This is a genomic window from Tamlana crocina (assembly GCF_012037625.1).
On sequence record NZ_JAAVJS010000011.1, the window covers coordinates 109,026 to 127,485 of the forward strand.

22 protein-coding genes and 2 tRNA genes are annotated in these 18,460 nt (G+C 36.9%); 12 read left to right on the forward strand and 12 right to left on the reverse strand.

Annotation, left to right across the window (positions count from 1 at the left end; genetic code table 11):
* Positions 1-264: 264 nt before the first annotated feature.
* On the reverse strand, positions 265-1,335 hold the full coding sequence (locus HC176_RS09530) for an FKBP-type peptidyl-prolyl cis-trans isomerase (protein WP_167917958.1): 1,071 nt from the start codon (positions 1,333-1,335) through the stop codon (positions 265-267).
* A 166-nt stretch (positions 1,336-1,501) separates the two neighbouring features.
* Between HC176_RS09530 and HC176_RS09535 the strand changes: the two genes are divergently transcribed.
* Positions 1,502-1,873, forward strand: coding sequence for an RNA-binding S4 domain-containing protein (locus tag HC176_RS09535; RefSeq protein ID WP_167917959.1), 372 nt, complete (start codon positions 1,502-1,504; stop codon positions 1,871-1,873).
* 26 nt (positions 1,874-1,899) lie between these two features.
* Positions 1,900-2,403 carry a phosphoribosyltransferase domain-containing protein gene (locus tag HC176_RS09540; protein WP_167917960.1) on the forward strand — a complete coding sequence of 168 codons (504 nt, stop codon included), beginning with the start codon at positions 1,900-1,902 and terminating at the stop codon, positions 2,401-2,403.
* Here the strand turns inward: HC176_RS09540 and HC176_RS09545 are convergent.
* The gene (locus HC176_RS09545) at positions 2,395-2,916 is read right to left on the reverse strand and encodes a shikimate kinase (protein WP_167917962.1); all 522 of its coding nucleotides are present in this window, start codon (positions 2,914-2,916) and stop codon (positions 2,395-2,397) included. The two genes, HC176_RS09540 and HC176_RS09545, sit on opposite strands and share 9 nt — an antisense overlap.
* 146 nt (positions 2,917-3,062) lie before the next feature.
* Between HC176_RS09545 and HC176_RS09550 the strand changes: the two genes are divergently transcribed.
* The 7 genes from HC176_RS09550 (at position 3,063) to HC176_RS09580 (ending at position 8,260) form a co-directional block, all read left to right on the forward strand.
* Positions 3,063-3,135, forward strand: a tRNA-Lys gene (locus HC176_RS09550).
* A gap of 62 nt (positions 3,136-3,197) precedes the next feature.
* Positions 3,198-3,282: transfer RNA gene (locus HC176_RS09555), tRNA-Leu, on the forward strand.
* A 115-nt stretch (positions 3,283-3,397) separates the two neighbouring features.
* A complete protein-coding gene (locus HC176_RS09560) occupies positions 3,398-4,297 on the forward strand; it encodes a MerR family transcriptional regulator (RefSeq protein ID WP_167917963.1) in 900 nt (299 codons plus the stop codon).
* 41 nt (positions 4,298-4,338) lie between these two features.
* Positions 4,339-5,811 (forward strand): phytoene desaturase family protein, encoded by a 1,473-nt coding sequence (locus tag HC176_RS09565; RefSeq protein WP_167917964.1) that lies wholly within the window; start codon positions 4,339-4,341, stop codon positions 5,809-5,811.
* Complete coding sequence (locus HC176_RS09570; protein WP_167917966.1) at positions 5,808-6,647, forward strand: phytoene/squalene synthase family protein; 840 nt, start codon at positions 5,808-5,810, stop codon at positions 6,645-6,647. The genes HC176_RS09565 and HC176_RS09570 overlap by 4 nt, the downstream gene beginning before the upstream one ends.
* 9 nt (positions 6,648-6,656) lie before the next feature.
* Entirely contained in the window at positions 6,657-7,106 is a 450-nt protein-coding gene (locus tag HC176_RS09575) for a sterol desaturase family protein (protein WP_167917968.1), read from the forward strand.
* Positions 7,107-7,114: 8 nt separating this feature from the next.
* On the forward strand, positions 7,115-8,260 hold the full coding sequence (locus HC176_RS09580) for a lycopene cyclase family protein (RefSeq protein WP_167917969.1): 1,146 nt from the start codon (positions 7,115-7,117) through the stop codon (positions 8,258-8,260).
* A gap of 62 nt (positions 8,261-8,322) precedes the next feature.
* Here HC176_RS09580 and HC176_RS09585 read toward each other — a convergent pair whose 3' ends face one another.
* The 7 genes from HC176_RS09585 to HC176_RS09615 all read right to left on the reverse strand — a co-directional run bounded on the left by HC176_RS09585 (position 8,323) and on the right by HC176_RS09615 (position 12,645).
* Positions 8,323-9,192: an anti-sigma factor gene (locus HC176_RS09585; RefSeq protein WP_167917970.1), complete on the reverse strand. Its 870-nt coding sequence runs from the start codon at positions 9,190-9,192 to the stop codon at positions 8,323-8,325.
* Positions 9,193-9,273: 81 nt separating this feature from the next.
* The gene (locus HC176_RS09590; RefSeq protein WP_167917972.1) at positions 9,274-9,939 is read right to left on the reverse strand and encodes a Crp/Fnr family transcriptional regulator; all 666 of its coding nucleotides are present in this window, start codon (positions 9,937-9,939) and stop codon (positions 9,274-9,276) included.
* Positions 9,940-10,044: 105 nt separating this feature from the next.
* Positions 10,045-10,476 (reverse strand): DUF5606 family protein, encoded by a 432-nt coding sequence (locus HC176_RS09595; protein WP_167917974.1) that lies wholly within the window; start codon positions 10,474-10,476, stop codon positions 10,045-10,047.
* Positions 10,477-10,530: 54 nt separating this feature from the next.
* Entirely contained in the window at positions 10,531-11,121 is a 591-nt protein-coding gene (def, locus tag HC176_RS09600; RefSeq protein ID WP_167917975.1) for a peptide deformylase, read from the reverse strand.
* Positions 11,122-11,198: 77 nt separating this feature from the next.
* Complete coding sequence (gene ruvX / locus HC176_RS09605; protein ID WP_167917977.1) at positions 11,199-11,609, reverse strand: Holliday junction resolvase RuvX; 411 nt, start codon at positions 11,607-11,609, stop codon at positions 11,199-11,201.
* Between the two features lie 116 nt (positions 11,610-11,725).
* Positions 11,726-12,004 carry a hypothetical protein gene (locus HC176_RS09610; protein WP_167917978.1) on the reverse strand — a complete coding sequence of 93 codons (279 nt, stop codon included), beginning with the start codon at positions 12,002-12,004 and terminating at the stop codon, positions 11,726-11,728.
* A gap of 362 nt (positions 12,005-12,366) precedes the next feature.
* On the reverse strand, positions 12,367-12,645 hold the full coding sequence (locus HC176_RS09615; RefSeq protein ID WP_167917979.1) for a hypothetical protein: 279 nt from the start codon (positions 12,643-12,645) through the stop codon (positions 12,367-12,369).
* A gap of 325 nt (positions 12,646-12,970) precedes the next feature.
* Between HC176_RS09615 and HC176_RS09620 the strand changes: the two genes are divergently transcribed.
* A complete protein-coding gene (locus HC176_RS09620; protein ID WP_167917981.1) occupies positions 12,971-13,786 on the forward strand; it encodes a 2,3,4,5-tetrahydropyridine-2,6-dicarboxylate N-succinyltransferase in 816 nt (271 codons plus the stop codon).
* A gap of 163 nt (positions 13,787-13,949) precedes the next feature.
* Positions 13,950-15,002, forward strand: coding sequence for a glycosyltransferase family 9 protein (locus tag HC176_RS09625; RefSeq protein ID WP_167917982.1), 1,053 nt, complete (start codon positions 13,950-13,952; stop codon positions 15,000-15,002).
* On the opposite strand, the gene HC176_RS09630 is transcribed toward HC176_RS09625, so the two are convergent.
* Positions 14,999-15,823, reverse strand: coding sequence for a glycosyltransferase family 2 protein (locus tag HC176_RS09630; protein WP_167917983.1), 825 nt, complete (start codon positions 15,821-15,823; stop codon positions 14,999-15,001). The two genes, HC176_RS09625 and HC176_RS09630, sit on opposite strands and share 4 nt — an antisense overlap.
* A gap of 41 nt (positions 15,824-15,864) precedes the next feature.
* Between HC176_RS09630 and HC176_RS09635 the strand changes: the two genes are divergently transcribed.
* Positions 15,865-16,638, forward strand: coding sequence for a glycosyltransferase family 2 protein (locus HC176_RS09635; RefSeq protein ID WP_167917984.1), 774 nt, complete (start codon positions 15,865-15,867; stop codon positions 16,636-16,638).
* On the opposite strand, the gene HC176_RS09640 is transcribed toward HC176_RS09635, so the two are convergent.
* Positions 16,624-17,637, reverse strand: coding sequence for a glycosyltransferase family 4 protein (locus HC176_RS09640; RefSeq protein WP_167917986.1), 1,014 nt, complete (start codon positions 17,635-17,637; stop codon positions 16,624-16,626). The two genes, HC176_RS09635 and HC176_RS09640, sit on opposite strands and share 15 nt — an antisense overlap.
* Before the next feature lie 15 nt (positions 17,638-17,652).
* Positions 17,653-18,453 (reverse strand): lipopolysaccharide kinase InaA family protein, encoded by an 801-nt coding sequence (locus HC176_RS09645; RefSeq protein ID WP_167917987.1) that lies wholly within the window; start codon positions 18,451-18,453, stop codon positions 17,653-17,655.
* Positions 18,454-18,460 lie beyond the last annotated feature (7 nt).

The window sequence follows — 18,460 nt, forward strand, 5'->3', positions numbered from 1 at the left end:
AAAATCTGCACTTCAGCTGCGCTCAGCATAGCTGTCGATAATTAGAACTTTAGCAACCAAAAAGTTCTCGATATGATTTTTTAAGCTTCGCTTAGGTATCTTCAATCAAAATATATTTTGATTTCGATAATCTCAAAATCACTCGAACTGACGACTAACTAAATTTTATGTTCAAAATATACAACGGTCTTTTATGTTACTCATGTGATTGATTGCCTTAATACATCCAAACAAAAACGGCAGCCAATGGCTGCCATTTTTTTATTAATCGTTGCTGTTTCTTATTTTAATGGTATCGTCAAGATAATCCCATTTATCATCACCATTAGAATCAACCAGTTTCTTAGTTTTTATGGTAATAACACCATTAGATTCTGTTCGACTCTGCACAAACTCTATTGCATTACCTTCAAAATTTGGCTCCTCTTCTCCAATATTAGTGTTAATCGTGTAGGTTATTGACTCCAATTCATCTCGGGTTGGGATGCCATCGTTGTCGTCGTCGGTATCAAAGTAATCTAACAAAGGAGCTATAAATCCAGAAGAATTCCTGAATGTATCATCATCTGTATTATCGTCTAGTATGCCATTTTTATCAACATCTTCTATATAAGACGGAATACCATCTCCATCATGGTCATTTACAAATGTTTGATACAACTCAAACTTAAAGCAAATCGGGTGGTAAGAAGGAATTCCTGGTCTAGATTGAGAAAAGTAAGCCAATCCAGAAGGCAAAAACATGACACCTACTCCTGGATCAACATAACTCACTGTACCATCGTTATTAATTTCAAAGTTAGATGCAGCTTTAAAAAACGGCATTGCCTTTCCCCAACCACTAATTAAACTTCTATTTTGAACCCCAGGGGCAAGGTCGCTCTCTACGGGAGAAGAGGTTTCATCAAAAATCGCGTTATCTAAAGTGAACCCTTCATAAATGTATCGAATATTGTCAGCAAAAGTTGGTGTTTTGCCCCCGCCTTTGTTTATTTCTAAAATATAAAACTGATAATCAACACCTTCGTAAACCGTGCTTTTTGGATCTCCGACAGCATTAATAAGCAATGAGTCGGCTTCTGGTGGAATAACTTCATTGGTGATTTCGGTAATAACCAAATCGGCAATTCTTGGATCACTATTTCCTGTAAAATAGCTTTTGTTATAATAATGGTTTCTTAGATATTTATTAATAGAATCCATATCGGCTGCTTGTTGCTCGGCACGGTCTCTAATTTCAATTACCGGAACATCTGAAGCATCATCATCTTTTTTACAGGCCGTAAAAACCAAAAGGGCAGCAACAACAAGTAGGCTAAATTTCTTTATATTCATTTTGAAACAATTATTTTTTTGATGGAATACGTGCAAAACCAGAAACTGAATTTTGAAACCTTTTTCGGCAAAAAGAGTCTTTTATATTCCTTATTTTTGAGGTCGCAAGATACAATTTTAATGGCATCTTGCGCAATAACATTAACGTAGTTTTATTAATTATTGTATGCGTATAGATAAGTATTTATGGTGTATTAGGTATTACAAAACCCGAAGTATTGCCACTACGGCCTGTAAAAAAGGCCATGTAAAAGTGAATGGCGATACGGCAAAGCCCAGTAGGGAAGTTTACCCACAAGACCATATTGAATTGCGAAAGGACCAAATAAACTACCAACTGAAAGTTAATGACATTCCCGAAAGCCGTGTAGGTGCCAAATTGGTAGACATTTACCGTACCGATACCACCCCAAAAGAGCAGTTTGAAGCCCGCGAGCTTTTAAAATATTCGAAAGATTACTATCGAAAAAAAGGCACTGGCCGCCCTACCAAAAAAGATAGGCGCGACATTGATGATTATACTAACGAAAATGAGTAATTTTATACCTTAATTTTACAAAAAATATGGCCGTTAACAGCAACGTGATTTTAAACCACACCGAAATAACCAATAAAATAAGGCGTATTGCTTTTCAGATATACGAAAGTAACGTTAACGAAACCGAAATCGTTTTGGCGGGAATTGACAAGAACGGCTATGTTTTTGCAAAAAAAATAAAATCTGTACTACAGAATATTTCAGACATGAATGTGGTACTCTGCAAGGTTAGCATGGACAAAAAAAATCCGTGGAAAGCCATTAGCACTTCCATTCCTGAAAAGGATTACGAAAACAAATCGTTAGTGTTGGTTGATGATGTTTTAAATTCCGGAACCACATTAATTTATGGCGTTAAACACTTTTTGAATGTGCCATTAAAACAGTTTAAAACGGCTGTATTGGTAAACCGAAACCACAAAAAATACCCTATTAAAGCAGATTTTAAGGGTATTTCGTTATCTACGTCGTTGCACGAACATGTGCATGTGGTTTTGGAAGGTAAAACCTTTGAGGCTGTTTTAGAGTAATTTTTCTGCGACTTCTTCAGTTACTTCATCTTTATCTTTACCATCAATGGATACATGCGTTTCTGCCTGCTCGTAAAATGGCATACGCTCAAACAGGTGTTTCCCGATAAATTCCGTCATGGCTTCCAGAGTTTCAATATGGGCAATTAGCGGTCGCTTGGCTTTTTTCTCCATCAATTTATTGGCCAAAGTAGGCAACGAAGCTTTTAAATAAATGCTTTTTACCTCATCGGCTCCCAAAATAAGTTTCATGTTATCGCTGTAGCAAGGTGTACCTCCACCAACGGCCAATATCATGTTTTTGTCCTTTTTAAGCAGTTTCTTTAAATAATGGCTTTCCTGCTTCCTAAAATATACCTCTCCTTTTTTCTTGAATATTTTTGAAACGGACAAATTTTCTTTGTCTTCGATGTAATCATCCAAATCAACAAACTTATAATTTAGCTTTTTGGCCAATCTTTTGCCTATTGACGACTTTCCTGAAGCCATATATCCAATTAATATGATAATCATTTTTTGTGTTATATATTGATTATTAAAACCCTAACTATTTGCAGGGCAAAAAAACGAAAATTTATTCGAAAAAAGGCTTGTTTAATTAAAAATAGGTTTTATATTTGCACCCGCAAACAGCAATACAATTGCTCTAGCAAAATCAAGACCGGGTAGCTCAGTTGGTAGAGCATCTCCCTTTTAAGGAGAGGGTCCTGGGTTCGAGCCCCAGCCCGGTCACAAAAAAAGTTAAGCATATTTGCTTAACTTTTTTTATTTTTAGTGGGATTTTTTAATTGAAGGCGCACGTGGCGGAATTGGTAGACGCGCTGGCTTGAGGGGCCAGTATCCGTTTAGGATGTGGAAGTTCGAATCTTCTCGTGCGCACTTTAAATCACTTCAAAGAAACACCTACCTCCCTATACCTCAACTCTTTTTATCCCTATTTACTATATTATTTTGATAATTATGCTTATTTTTGTTTAACGAAATTAAATTATCAATGAACAATATAAAAGTTAATTTCAGCATAAAGGACTTAGAGAACCTCAGTGGAATAAAAGCGCACACCATCCGAATTTGGGAAAAACGCTACCAACTTTTAAGCCCAAACCGAACGGACACGAATATTCGAAACTACAATTTGGCCAGCTTGCAAAAGTTGCTCAACATCTCCTATTTAAACAACAACGGGATAAAAATCTCTAAAATTGCAAAACTAGATGAAAACGAAATCCCGATAAAAGTTAGAGAAATTGCTTCGCGCTCCAAAGTTGAAGACCATGCCATCAACGCCCTAAAGCTAGCGATGATCAATTTCGATCAAACTTTATTTTACAACACTTATAACAATCTACTGGAAACTAAAAGTTTCAATGACATTTTTTACAGCGTGTTCCTTCCGCTACTAGAGGAAATTGGTCTTTTATGGCAAACCAATACCATAACACCCGCACACGAACATTTTTTGTCCATACACATAAAACAAAAGATTCTCCTTAATATTGAAAGGCTTCAGATTTTAGAGCCGCGACCAGATTCTAAAACTTTTGTACTGTTCTTGCCCGAAAATGAAATCCATGATATTGGTCTCCTTTTTATAAACTATCAATTGCGCAGTAAAGGTTACCATACCATATTTTTGGGAGAAAGCGTACCTATGGACAGCTTGTTGGGCGTATTGGAATTCTTCAGCATTGTCACTTTCATTTCCTATTTTACCATTTACCCCGAAACCCAAGATATTCAGGACTACCTTCTCCAGTTTAACGAATTATTACTCAAACAAGAAAACACCAATCTTCTTATACTTGGAAAAAAATTCAAAGAAACTAATATAAATAGCATTCCTGAAAAAATTACTATTTTTAATTCCATTGAAGATTTAGTTAAAACAATTTAAAATTTCATTTTTGTTTAACTTTTACATATATTTATTGAACAATGAAATTAAAAGCAAACATTATCGGGTCTGGATTTTCGGCATTGGCAGCCTCCTGCTATTTGGCGCAATCGGGGTACGATGTTACCATTTTTGAAAAGAACCCCACTATTGGCGGACGAGCCAGACAATTAAAAAAAGATGGATTTACATTTGATATTGGCCCCACTTGGTATTGGATGCCTGATGTGTTTGAGCGCTTTTTTGCAGATTTCGACAAAAAACCTTCTGATTTTTATACTTTAGAAAAACTCAACCCGGCCTATAGTGTTTACTTCGGAAAGAACGATTATGTCACTATCGAGGACACTCTCGATAAAATAGCTATTGCCTTTGAAAAAGAAGAACCCGGAAGCTCAAAACAACTTTACAAATTCATTAGCGAAGCTAAAAGCAATTATAAGATTGCGATAAAAGACTTGGTTTACAATCCTGGCGTTTCACCTTTAGAATTAATAACACCAGCAACCATTAAAAAGCTGAACCAATTTTTCAGCACCATCAAAAAAGACGTTCGAAAAGAATTTAAAAACGAGCGTTTAGTTAAAATATTGGAATTCCCAGTTTTATTCTTGGGCGCTAAACCCAGCGACACCCCTTCCTTTTACAATTTTATGAATTATGCCGATTTTGGACTCGGCACCTTTCACCCTAAAAAGGGGATGTACCAAGTTATTTTGGCACTTGAAAAGCTAGCATTGAAACTCGGTGTAAAAATAAAAACCCAAAACCCCATCGATAAAATTATCGTAGATAATGGCAAAGCTATTGGAGTGATGTCTAACGGAAAAACATATCTTTCGGATATTGTGGTGAGCGGTGCCGATTACCATCACAGCGAAACCCTTTTGGATAAAGCCCACAGACAGTATTCTGAAGGCTATTGGGAAAGAAAAACGTTCGCTCCCTCTTCTCTGCTGTTTTATGTTGGTTTCAACAAAAAACTAAAGAACGTTAACCATCATACTTTATTTTTTGATGTGGATTTTGACACCCATGCCGAAGCTATTTACGACCATCCAAAATGGCCTGAAAACCCATTGTTCTATGCCAGTTTCCCGAGTATTACCGACCAAAATGCTGCACCTGATGGCAAGGAAGCCGGAATTTTTTTAATTCCGCTCGCCCCAGGCTTAAAAGACACGCCGGAATTACGCGAAGAATATTTCAATAAAATCATTACACGATTTGAAAACCTCACTTCTCAAACCGTAGAAAACGATATTATTTTCAAGGAAAGCTTTTGCGTTAATGATTTTATAAAAGATTACAACTCATACAAAGGCAATGCCTATGGTATGGCCAACACCCTATTGCAAACCGCATTTTTAAGACCAAAACTGAAAAGCAAAAAAGTAAAGAACTTATTTTTTACCGGACAATTAACGGTTCCCGGCCCAGGAGTTCCCCCTTCTTTGATTTCAGGCAAATTAGTAGCCGATTTAATAACCAAACACCATCCCGTTTTAGTATGAAAGCTTTATTCGACACCATATCGTACCGCTCCAGTAAATTGGTAACGCAAACTTACAGCACATCGTTTTCTTTGGCTACTAAAATGCTGTACAAAACCCTTAGAAACGATATTTACAACATTTACGGTTTTGTGAGATTTGCAGATGAAATTGTAGACTCGTTTCATGACTACCCTAAAGAGATGCTTTTCAACAGGTTTTCGGAAGATTTGGAATTGGCATTAGACAACAAAATCAGTTTAAACCCTATCTTAAACGCCTTTCAGCATACGTACCATAAATACAACATCGACAAAAGTTTAGTGGATGCCTTTATGAAAAGCATGCGTCAAGATTTACATAAATCGACTTACCTTTCTGAAGAAGAATTCAAAGCTTATATTTATGGATCGGCCGATGTGGTTGGGCTTATGTGCCTAAAAGTATTTGTAAAAGGAGACCAGCAAAAATATGACGAACTTAAAAAAACAGCTATGGCTTTGGGCTCGGCTTTTCAAAAAGTGAATTTTCTACGAGATTTAAAAGCCGATTTTGAGGGCCTGGACCGCACATACTTTCCCAATACCGATTTAAAAAACCTTGACGAAGCTAGTAAAAAAGAAATCATTGATGACATTGAGTCCGATTTCAGGAAAGGCTTAAGCGGTATAAAAAAACTGCCAATTGAAGCTAAGTTTGGCGTATTTATGGCGTATCGCTATTACAACCAATTGCTCAAAAAATTGAAACGTACACCCGCTCTTAAAATCAAAGATTCCCGAATACGCGTTTCAAATCCCAAAAAAATCGAACTGTTAATGCGTAGTTACGTAAAATATCAATTAAATTTATTGTAAATTATAGCTATGCAAATCGTTTATTGGATATTGATTTTTTTAGGAACCTTTTGTTTTATGGAGTTTATGGCATGGTTTACCCATAAATACATCATGCACGGATTTTTATGGCATCTGCACAAAGACCACCATAAAAAAGACCACGATAGTTGGTTTGAGCGCAACGATGCTTTTTTTCTTTTCTATGCAGCTGTAAGTATTGTTTGCTTCTACATTTGGGGCTACGAAAACGTTTGGTTTTGTCTTCCCATAGGTTTGGGCATTTTCGCCTACGGAGCCACCTATTTTTTGGTTCATGATATATTTATCCATCAACGCTTTAAATTATTTAGAAACGCCAACAACTGGTACGCCCGTGGTGTTAGGCGCGCGCACAAAATGCACCATAAACATTTAGGAAAAAAAGATGGTGAATGTTTCGGGATGCTTTTTGTGCCTTTTAAATATTTCAAAAAATAATTCCTAGAATGGAGCAGCACGCCCATTTCGATTATATTATTATTGGCTGCGGATTGGCCGGACTGCAACTGGCATTAAAAATGAGCGAAGATGTTTTTTTTTCTGAAAAGCGAATCGCACTGATTGACCCTTCTGAAAAAAACAACAACGACAAAACCTGGAGCTTTTGGGAAATCGAACCATCACATTGGAACAATATCGTTTCTAAATCTTGGGGAAAAGCTTCGGCAGTCACTTCAACAGAAAACATTTCTTTTTCGTTAAAACCCTATAAATACAAATCTGTTCGAGCTATTGATTTTTACAATGAAGCTAAAAAGCAACTCGCCAAGCATCCCCATTTTCAATTTATAACTGAAACCGTAACATCTGTCCAAGCCATAACAAAACCAACCGTTACAACAGAAAACAACACCTATTCGGCTAACCATATTTTCGATAGCCGAATTCCTGAATCGTTTTATAAAAATTCAAAAAAACACATTTCGTTAACCCAGCATTTTAAAGGGTGGGTAATCAAAACTGAAAAAGATTGTTTTGATGAAGAAACATTTACCATGATGGATTTTAGGCTGAAAGACGACGAGCAAACCACCTTCACTTACGTTTTGCCATTTTCTAAAAATGAAGCCTTAATAGAGTTCACTTATTTTACCGAGCACCTAGTTTCTGAAGACACTTACGATGGTTTTATTGAAAATTATATACGCAACTATTTGAAAGTTGACCACTACTCCATTACCGAAACCGAAACAGGGCAAATCCCCATGACCACTTTTCCGTTTTACAAATTCAACACCAACCATGTTACAAAAATTGGCACTGGTGGTGGTTGGGTAAAACCCTCAACCGGTTATTCTTTTAAACATACCGAAAAGAAAGTTTCCATCATTATTGAAAATTTAAAGTTGAACAGCACGCCCTCAAAAGGGCTTTTTAAAAGGCGTTTTTGGTTTTACGATAAAGTATTTTTAAAAGTACTGAAAGACGATAACCACAAAGGCGAATGGCTGTTCGGCCAATTTTATAAAAAAAATCATCCAAAAATCATTTTTAAATTTTTGGATGAAGAATCTAACTTTTGGGAAGAACTCAAAATTATGCAATCGCTTTTTTCGTGGCGATTCATAAAAGCTTTTTTAAAAACGCTTTAAAAAACAAAACAAGAGAAATTTTAACAAATCTCCCTTGTTTTTTTACTAATTATCAACACTACTTACCGGCTAACCATTCCTTCAAGATACATCACAGGCCCAGCTCCCATATCAATGGTAAAATGGTGGTCTGCACTGGCAGGTACCATATGCGCCAAAGGTTTGAGAGTAAATGGGGCAGGGCTATTATCTGGGTAAGGCTCAACCGAAATCACTACTGTAGCCCCACGCAAATCGGTTGGAAAAGTCAGCCCCGACGGTGCATTTTGCAAATAATCTTCTCCCGGATATGGTGGTCCATCATTTAAATCACCCTTAAACGGTGTAGTCATCGCATTATCATCAAAATCAGCAACATCAGTAAAAGTTCCAGAACTTACGGGCACACCATCGATTACCGCCCAGCCTTCGTACTTCCAACCATCAGACAATGTAGGCAAATCCAATCCAACTGCTGGAGAACCGCTGGTTAAATCCAAAAACCAAACACCACTAAATTCATTGTTATCTTCTCCATCGGTTGGCGTGGCCAAAATATATTTTCCGGAAGCGTCTCCAAAATCAGCGACTATTCCAGCTGAACTCACATTAGCTTGATTTCCTGAAAAATCTCCAGCCAATATTTTAGTATCTGCTGGAGCTGGATCTGGGTCAATGGCTGGCTCAATAGACAATACAAAGGTTGTGGCTTTTTCCAATTGATCTGCATCAACATTAAAAGATTGCGGAAACACTACCGAAGAAAATGTTCCCGTTGAAACGGGGCTACCGTCAACAATTATCCATCCTTCGTAAACAAAATCATCACCTAATTCTTCAAGTCCGTTCAAATTCAAAGTTAAACGTGCAGTAGTTTGCCCATCGTCACTTTTACTACAGGACGTTACAAACACCAACAATGCCGTAAAGGCAAAAATCATTTTTTTAATCATAGCTTTTGGTTTTAATGTTTAATATACTCCAAAACTAAAGCATGATTTTATCTCAAAATGTTAGCCAGCTAACATTAAGCATTATTTTTTATAAATCTTTATCTGTTTTCTTGAAAATTCCAACTTGTTTTCTTCTTGAAGTTCTTTAAGTAAAATATTAAGTGTTGGCCTTGAGGTACCTATTAGCGAAGCGATATCTTTTTGGGTATAGGGGTGTTGAATAACTTTATCTCCTGTTTTTTCGCAATCATAGCCATAATCCAGACAAAGTTCTTCAAGGAATTCCAAAAGTCTTGTTTTGGCATCTTTAAAAAGTAAAATCTGCAATCGTCTTTCGAGCCTTTTTAGCTTGACCCCGATAAACTTGTAAATCTTAAAACTAAAGGTTTGGTTTTCTCGCATTAAATTGTACATGGTATCGACGCCTACCGGACAAATGCTTGTGTTGTTATCTATGGATTGTGCAAACTCCTCGCGTTTGGATTCGCCCAAAATGGCCGTTTCGCCAAACAACTCTCCACGGGTTAAAATGGCTTTTATCACTTCATTAACATCTTCACTATAGTATCCCAACTTTACCTTTCCTTTTTCAATGAGATATACCTTGTTAGCCGAGTCTTCCTGAAAATAAATGTAGTCCTTCTTTTTGTAGGAATCTAAAGTATGAGCGGATTTGAAGGTTTTGAATTTATGGGGGCACAGTATTTTAAAAAGATTTACATCATCAAAAAACCACAACGATTTCATAAGGCTTGATTCTTAATTAAAACTTGTGGTCGTAATTTATCAGCAAAACTTACACCTAAAAAAACAAAACCTCCTTTTTCAAGGAGGTTTTCAGTCTATCATTTTCTATTCTTCTTCGTCTGCCGACTCACTTACTGTTTCTTTTTCGCTTAAATCGTTAAGCATATCGTGTTTTTGCAACAAATTGTACCATTGCAGCACTTTCTTAATGTCGCTGGCATATACCCGGTCTTCATCGTACTCTGGCAACACTTCAAAAAAGTACTCTTCCAACTTATCTTTGCTATCCTTTGGGCTAACGCTTGATGGTTGCCCATTTTCTTTTTCTTTTATTTTTTCAAAAACTTCCCTAAGCGGCACCTCTTCGGTCAATGTGTAAATGGCTATTTCGCTTAACACGCTAACGTTGTTTTGTACGCTTACCGAAATGCGTTTTTTGTCCAATAAAGATTCGGCTACAAAACCAGCTCGCGTTTGGGTTATTAATTTGTATAGTCCAGGTTTTCCTGAAATTGAAATGACTTTTTCTAAACTCATATTTTATTTTTTGAAAGGCACAAATATCAACTGTTTATTGATGTTTTGCAAATGTTATCTTTTCTTTTTAATGGCTGGAAAACGCATACGGTAATCCACCTTGATTTTACCTTTTGAAATGTTGCTCAATCGCCCTTTAATCAAACGTTTTTTAAGCGTTGAAAGCTTATCGGTAAACAAAACACCTTCAATATGATCGTACTCGTGCTGAATCACTCGGGCTATCAACCCATCAAAAGTTTCTTTTTTAGGCTCAAAATTTTCATCGAGATACTCGATAGTGATTTTCGGCTTTCTGAAAACATCTTCCCGAACATCCGGAATACTTAAACAGCCTTCATTGAACGCCCACTCCTCACCTTCTTCTTCAACAATTTCGGCATTTATAAACACACGCTTAAAACCATCGAGCGCTTTTTGATCTTCTTCCGATAAATCTTCGTCTTCAGAAAACGGTGTAGTATCGACCAAAAACAATCTAATAGGCAAGCCAATTTGCGGTGCCGCCAAGCCAACGCCATAGGCATTGTACATGGTTTCGAACATGTTATCTATTAACTCGTTAAGCTTTGGGTAATCTGAATCTATTTCGGTGGCCACCTTTTTTAAAACGGGGTCGCCGTAAGCAACTATGGGTAAAATCATTCTTTTTTTATTAGAATTGCAAAAATACAACTCTTATTATTTTGGCATCCTATTTAACGGAATTTTATTCATTGGGTTTATTTGGAGTACAGGTAGCTTTGCAGAATAAGCGTGGCACTAATTTCGTCTACCAGGGCTTTGTTTTGACGCTGCTTCTTCTTAAGTCCGCTATCAATCATAGTCTGTACCGCCATTTTTGAAGTGAAGCGTTCATCCACCCTCTGTATTGGAATTTTCGGAAATTCTTTTTGAAGCTTTTCTATAAATGGTTTTATGTACTTTTCGCTTTCAGATTCGGTATTATCCATTTGCTTGGGCTCTCCAATTAAAAATAGTTCAACCTGTTCTTTTGAAAGATAATCTTTTAAAAAAGAAAGAAGTTCTTTAGTGTTTACCGTGGTTAATCCGGAGGCGATAATTTGCAGTTCGTCGGTTACCGCGATACCCGTTCGTTTGGTACCAAAATCTAGTGCTAAAATACGTGCCATAGTTTCTTTTTGCAAAGATAACATTATATAGTGCAACAAAAAAGGCTGCCTTTGCAGACAACCTTTTCCTCACAAAATTTAACCTTAAATATTAATTTGAATTTGAATTCCTTTTATTAAGCCTTTACCGCTTTGTTGATTTTAGGAAACACTAAAGTAATGTTACTTACCTTTCTTTCTTTGTTCAAATAGATTCTGATATCGCTAGATGAACGCGCTACAGTTTCTTTAAGCTCGGCAGCATCAATCAACAAAGTATCGTTGTTTACAGTTTCGTTAGCTTCAACAGTAACAGTCTTAGCCGTTTCTACAGTGGCAACCTTCTCGGCATCTTGAGCGTTTCCTAAAGTAACTGTCAGTAAAAAAACGATTAGTATGTAAAGATTGGTTTTCATTGTTCTTTGTTGTTTGATGATTCAAATATATATCCACAACAAGCCCTGAGCACAAAAAATTAGTTGTACAAACCCGTATTTTCGTTTATAAGAACAATGACTTTTTTCACCGATAAACCGTTTAAAAACACCGTTTTCCCGATTAAAAACAACAATTTGCGCATTTCATCCAGAACGTCCACGGACGAAAAGACAAAGTGCATATTTCACCCTTTTAAATGCACCTCGAAAAAGTCGTTTTTTTGCATTTAATCGAGCTGTTCAACTCCTAAAATTTTAGCCATTAAAAGGCTGCCTTTGCAGACAACCTTTTCCTCACAAAATTTAACCTTAAATATTAATTTGAATTTGAATTCCTTTTATTAAGCCTTTACCGCTTTGTTGATTTTAGGAAACACTAAAGTAATGTTACCTACTTTTCTTTGACGGTTTAAATAGATTCTGATATCGCTAGATGAACGCGCTACAGTTTCCTTAAGCTCGGCTGCATCAATCAACAAAGTATCGTTGTTTACAGTTTCGTTAGCTTCAACAGTAACAGTTTTAGCTGTTTCTACAGTGGCAACCTTCTCGGCATCTTGAGCGTTTCCTAAAGTAACTGTCAGTAAAAAAACGATTAGTATGTAAAGATTGGTTTTCATTGTTCCTTGTTGTTTGATGATTCAAATATATATCCACAACAAGCCCTGAGCACAAAAAATTAGTTGTACAAACCCGTATTTTCGTTTATAAGAACAATGACTTTTTTCACCGACAAACCGTTTAAAAACACGGTTTTACCGATTAAAAACATCGTTTTTTGCATTTCATCCAGACAGACAACAGACGAAAAGACAAAGTGCGTATTTCGCCCTTTAAAAAGCAGTCCAAAAAAGTGTAGTTTTTCGAATAATATTCTGGTTATTATGCCCTGTTATTTTCCCTTTTTAAATGATACCTCTTATATTTGCTGAAAATTTATTTTAGATGACAGAGTTAAAGCAAATCATAGAAAAAGCGTGGGACAATAGAGACCTACTGAAAGAAGAAAGTACCGTAGCGGCCATTAGAAAAGTGGTAGACCTTTTAGACAAAGGCGAATTACGTGTTGCCGAACCAACCAACGACGGATGGCAGGTTAACGAATGGGTAAAAAAAGGTGTAGTCCTTTATTTCCCTATCCAAAAAATGGAAACCATTGAGTGCGGGCCATTGGAATTCCACGATAAAATTCCATTAAAAACGGGCTACCAAGAAAAAGGCATCCGTGTGGTGCCACATGCTGTTGCTCGACATGGCGCTTACATTTCGGCAGGAACCATTTTAATGCCTAGCTACGTAAACATCGGCGCTTATGTTGATGAAGGCACTATGGTTGATACTTGGGCCACTGTTGGTAGTTGTGCGCAAATTGGTAAAAACGTACACCTTTCTGGTGGTGTTGGCATTGGTGGTGTGTTAGAGCCATTACAAGCCGCTCCTGTAATTATTGAAGATAACGTATTTGTTGGTAGCCGTTGTATTGTGGTGGAAGGCGTTCGCGTTGAAAAAGAAGCCGTTTTGGGTGCTAACGTGGTATTGACCATGAGTACTAAAATTATCGATGTTACTGGTGATGAACCAATTGAAATGAAAGGTCGCGTGCCAGCCCGCTCGGTAGTTATTCCCGGTAGCTACACTAAAAAATTCCCAGCTGGCGAATACCAAGTACCTTGTGCGTTAATCATTGGAAAACGAAAAGAAAGCACCGACAAGAAAACCTCACTGAACGATGCGCTTCGTGATAACGATGTGGCGGTTTAATTGAATATAAGAGGCTGTCTAAAAAGTCGTCATTCCGAACAACGTGAAGGAATCTCAAAACAATCAAGTTACTGATAAAGAGATTGCTTCGAAATAAAATTTCTCGCAATGACGTTAATTAATTACTTTTTAGACAGCCTCTACTCTTAATCTCGATTATTGGGTGAAGATTTTAGTGATACAACAAAAAATGATTGGCGATGTGCTAACCAGCAGCATTCTGTTTGAAGCCCTTCGCCGTAAATACCCCAATGCCCAGTTACATTACTTAATTAACGAGCACACCTTCCCTGTTGTACAAAACCACCCTTTTATAGATCAATTTATCTTTTTCACCAAAGCGGCCAAAAACAGTAAAAAAGAACTCCTTAAACTAGCTCTATCGGTAAAAGCATCAAAATACGACGTGGTTATTGATGTTTACAGTAAACTATCCAGCAATATCATTACGTTGTTTTCAGCCGCTAAAACCAAAATTTCTTATCACAAAACCTACACCACTTTCGTTTACACCCATAATGTAAAACGAAAAAAGGCTTCCGAAAGCAAAAGCTTAGCCATTGAAAACAGACTGCAACTTTTAGAGCCTTTGGATATTGATACACAGTTGATAAAACCGAAGATTTATCTATCGGACGACGAAATTGAGCAAAGTAAAGTTTTTTTAAAAGCGCATGGCATCAACCTCGAAAAACCGATTGTTATGATTGGCGTTTTGGGCAGTGGCGCTAACAAAACCTATCCGCATCAATATATAGCCGAGGTTATCGATACCGTTTTCACGGAAACCAATGCGCAAATACTGTTCAATTATATTCCGAAGCAAAAAGAATTGGCCGAGGACATTTATAACAATTGCAATAAGGAAACCCAACAAGCTATTTTTTTTAATGTTTTTGGCAACAGTCTCCGAGAGTTTTTATCCATCACCCACCATTGCAATGCTTTAATTGGTAATGAAGGCGGCGCTGTAAATATGGCTAAAGCTTTAAGCGTACCAACGTTCAGCATTTTTTCTCCATGGATCGATAAAGCCACGTGGAGTTTGTTTGAAGATGAAAAAAATATCAGTGTTCACTTAAAGGACTTCAAACCTGAAATTTACACCAAACCCGAAAAAACTTTTAAAAACGACGCCGATAAACTTTACAAAAAATTCACCCCCAACTTGTTTAAAGAAAAATTGGTGTGTTTCTTAAAAAACATCAAAAACTAACCTGATTTTACAATGCCATAAGACGTATAAACCGATTTTCTTTTTTTCGTTTCCTCTCTTATTGTTTTGTTTTTCGCTAAAGCCTTTTCATTTTTATAAGGGCGCTCGTGGTACAAATGCAAGCAAATGGTACTGTACCGTACCTGTATAAATTTAATGCCACTGTTCATCAAGCGTTCGCCCAACTCACGGTCTTCACCACCGTACTGCATCCGTTCGTCAAATCCGTTAACAGCAATTATATCACTTTTCCAGCCCGAAACATTCATGCCGTCGAATGTCGCTTTTGTTGGCGTAAACGTGTTTAAAAACCAAGCCCTCAGTCCAAATGCTGTCAGTTTATTGGTTTTAAATGTTTTTTTTATTCCGTGTTTCAGCAACCAATCCAAATTAAAACACTCTTGATTTTCAATCACTTCTTTTGAAATGATATTCGAAATATCTTCGGGAAGTTTAAAATAGCCTCCGGAAAGAAAACAGTTTTTCCGACTCAATTTTAAATGGGTAGCCACAAAATCGCTCCTTGGAATGCAATCGCCATCGGTAAAAATTAAGTATTCCGACGAGGACGCTTCAATGGCTTTATTTAAAATTTTTGTTTTTTGAAATCCGTTATCCTCCTGCCAAACATGTACAATTTCTAATGCTGAATCCTTTTTAAAACGTTCAACTACTTGTTCGGTATCTTCACCAGAACCATCATCGGCTATAATGATTTCAAAACTTTTTTCGGTTTGCACCGTATAACCCCACAGCACTTTCTCCAACCATTCGGGCTGGTTGTAAGTGCTTATAATTACCGAGGTCTTTAAGGCTTCCATTGTAACAAAAATAGCTATTTTTGCTTTACCAAAACAGCAATATGATCAAACTATCGGGCGTTATTATCACCTTTAACGAAGAAAGAAACATTGAAAAATGCTTACAATCCTTGGTGCCTGTGGTTGATGAAATTGTGGTGGTCGACTCGTTTTCAACCGACAACACCAAAGCTATTTGCGAAAAGTACAAAGTTAACTTTATTGAACAAGAATTTTTAGGCTATATCGAGCAGAAAAACTTTGCCGTAAATCAAGCAAAATACGACTTTGTAGTATCGCTCGACGGCGACGAAGCGCTTTCTGAACGTTTACAACAATCCATCATAAAACTAAAAAGCAATTGGAAATTTGATGGCTATTACGCCAACCGATTCAATAATTTTTGCGGACAGTGGATAAAATATTCTGATTGGTACCCCAACAAAAAATTGCGTGTTTTCGATAGGCGAAAAGCGCAGTGGAAAGGCAATAAAGTTCACGAAACCGTACAAATGAATAGTCCATCAGCTTCAGTAGGGCAACTTAAAGGAGACATTCTACATTACACCTATCAGAGCTACTCAGAATTCAACTTAAAAACCGAACATTTTTCAACGCTCTCTGCACAGGCCTATTTTGAATTGGGCAAAAAAGCGCCGATTTGGAAAATCATTTTCAACCCCACTTGGGCATTTATAAAATCGTACGTTTTACGATTGGGGTTTTTGGACGGATTGAACGGCTTTATTATTTGTGTGCAAACTGCCAATATCACATTTTTAAAATATACTAAACTGCGGGAGTTGCAGCGAAAAGAAACCTTAATTCAAAAATAAGTTATCTATAGTTTTGGCGCAGTTCTCCCAAGTATAAGGTATAACAGTTTCCCGTATATTTGCTTTAAGCTGAAAGGCCTTTTCAATTAATGGAATGACATCCTTATAAGTTGCATCCACATCAAATAAAAATCCGTTCTCACCGTGGTTAATCAAATCGGTGCAATAACCTGTTTTTGAAGCCACAGGCACACAATTAGACATCATGGCTTCAAGTACCGGAACCGGGCCGCCTTCCAGCAATGAAGGTGAAACGAACACATCTAATTTACTATACATTTCTGGATATTTTTCATACGGAATCTCTTCGTGATATGTGAAATTCGGTAAATTTAAAATCTCCTGAAACCCATCATAATTATCCCAATTTTGCCCAATAAGATGAAACGTTCTATTCGGCATGTGCTTCACAATATTATAAAGCAGTTTTGGGTTTTTCCTAGCATGAAAACTGGAACAGAACCCAATATCACCAGTTCCGCGCTCGTGGCTGTAAAAAAACTTCGAAGAAGTCCCGATATGCAGCACTTTTAACAATTCGGGCCTCACCCCTATTTCAGTCAAATAGTTTTTAATTTCAGAATTCAAACAAATAATATAATCGGCCTTATTCAGGCACCACACCACATGTGTTTTTGAGTATTTTTTATCCCAATTGGGGTGAGTGAACATGACAATGTTTTTTTTATTCAAAATACTGGGTTTACTCCTTATGCATCGGCAAAAATAATTTTGATAAATAAAAAAATAGCCATCGGCATCGGGCAAATCGCGTAATTTATTATGGTAATGTGTTGTGGCATTAAGTGAAGAATTTCTTGAAAGCCTACGTACTTTGGCTCCAAAAATCCATTCTTTATCCAACTCGCGCGCTACGAAAACGACATCCTTTATTTTTTTTGAGGCCGATGCTGAAAATTTAGCCACTAACATGGCCCATAAATATTTCCATTTATGTACCAATGTGAAGTAAACCTGCTCTCCCAAATTGCCTTTCATTCTCAATTTAAAGTTTTACTGAATGGGCGACCTGCTTGGACGCGATTTATATTTTTTCTTCCAAAAGAAAACACGCTTTTTTAACCGTATTTTTTTATAAAACTGGTCTTGAAAATCGACCGTAGCTTGCCACATGACATCGAAAATCCGTTGTTCGTCCTCGCCTGAACATTTAGTATATTCATTGCTCATTACCTCAATCATCGGCTTATGGATGGTGAGTTTGGCAAAATTTTTAATTCGCGTTTCAAAATCCATCTTACCGAATTCCATTCGGTTTAAATCGACCAGATAAAATTCGTAACCATCCCCCGTTCTTTTTATCAAAGTATTTCCTGGTGAATGATCTAAAAAATTAACGCCATTTTCGTGCAGCTTATAGGTAAATCTTGTAAACGCCCGCAATATTGCCTCATGGTCTTCAATGCTGAAATCGGTTGTGAGTTCTCGATAGGTTAAGTCGCAATCTACCAACTCACTTACATAATAGCTTTTTTTGAATAATAACGACGTGGTTTCCAATTTATAAGCTACTGGATGTGGTGTTTTTATGCCTAAACCCAATAATTTTTCGGCATACTCAAATGAACGCTGCGCCTTACTTTTTCTAAAAAAGCGATACACCAATTGGTTAATCGCATTGGGTATTTTAAAAGATTTTATAGTGAGCTTTTCTTCCCCAATGTCAACAATTTTAATGACGTTGCGTTCGGCATCACCCAATATTTCTTTGTGGGTTTCAAAATTGTTGATTACTGCTTTTACAGCTTCAGATTTTGATCTATATTTTTGGGAAATAATAAATTTAACAGCCACTATTCTA